General features: G+C 71.5%; 2 protein-coding genes. Both read left to right on the top strand.

The features are described from left to right. The first annotated feature begins 272 nt into the window (after positions 1-272). The gene (locus tag ACTT8P_RS38315; RefSeq protein WP_442836405.1) at positions 273-824 is read left to right on the top strand and encodes a hypothetical protein; all 552 of its coding nucleotides are present in this window, start codon (positions 273-275) and stop codon (positions 822-824) included. Beyond that, positions 821-1,010: hypothetical protein (locus tag ACTT8P_RS38310; protein WP_442836404.1), on the top strand; the 190-nt coding region annotated here is incomplete at its 3' end. The genes ACTT8P_RS38315 and ACTT8P_RS38310, both read left to right, overlap by 4 nt.

Genomic DNA, 1,010 nt, shown 5'->3' with positions numbered 1-1,010 from the left:
CCCCCCCCCCCCGCCCCCCCCCCCCCCCACCGCCGGTTCGTCGGGCACGGCCGCTGTCCCGGGAGCCAGGGTCGAAAGGTCCGATAGCATGTCGGACTTCCTTTCGTCGTCCGGATAAAAGGCATTTCCGCGAACTGCTGGAGCAAGTGGACTTACCGTCTCAGGGCATCGGGTCACAGGGCGGTCACATGTTCCGCGCGGGACGTGTAATCGGTCGGCGCCGGGCAATTCTGTGTCCGCCGTGTGACCGCCGTCCGCGTAGGACTTGGGCCATGTCCAACACACGTAAGCGCGTCAAAGCGCACATTCTTCTTGCCGCCTCCGCCGTTCTCGTCATGGGCGCCGCCGTGGGCTGCTCCGACTCCAGCGCCGCGGAGGAAGAGGCCGAGGGGTCGTCGTCGGCCGCCGCCGGTTCGGGATATCAGCAGGCCCTGGACTACGCCGAGTGCATGCGGGAGAACGGGGTCGAGGATTACCAGGACCCCGAGCAGGGCGGCGACGGCAGGGTGCTCATCAATCCCGGCAACGCGGACGACCCCGACTCCCAGGCGGCCCAGGAGGCGTGCCGGGACAAGATGCCGCAGGGCGTCGGACAGGACGCCAGGGGCGGCGACGTCGACTCGGCGAAGGTCCAGGCGTGGGCGAAGTGCATGCGGGAGAACGGCGTGCCCAAGTTCCCCGACCCGGAGGTCGAGGGCGGCCAGATCAAGATCAACATCGATACGCTCGGCATGGACCCCAGTGACGCGCGGATGCAGAAGGCGTCGGCCGCCTGCCAGGACAAGTCCCCGGGCGGTTCGCTCATCTTCGAGGTCGGCGAATGACCGCCGCTGACGAGACCCACGAGCGCGGCCCGGTCCGGCCCGGCGGCGACCCGACCGGCACCCTCGAGGTGCGCGCGCCGGGCACCCTGGCCGCCGAGCCGGAGCCGGAGACCGCGGTGCGGACCGCGGGCGGCGGCCACGGCGGCGCCGTGCCCGCCGAGGAGCCCCGGGCCGACGGCCGCAGGC

Origin of the sequence: Streptomyces sp. JW3 (assembly GCF_052216785.1) — a bacterium.
Classification (GTDB): Bacteria; Actinomycetota; Actinomycetes; order Streptomycetales; family Streptomycetaceae; genus Streptomyces.
This window is presented reverse-complemented; position numbering and strand designations above follow the sequence as displayed.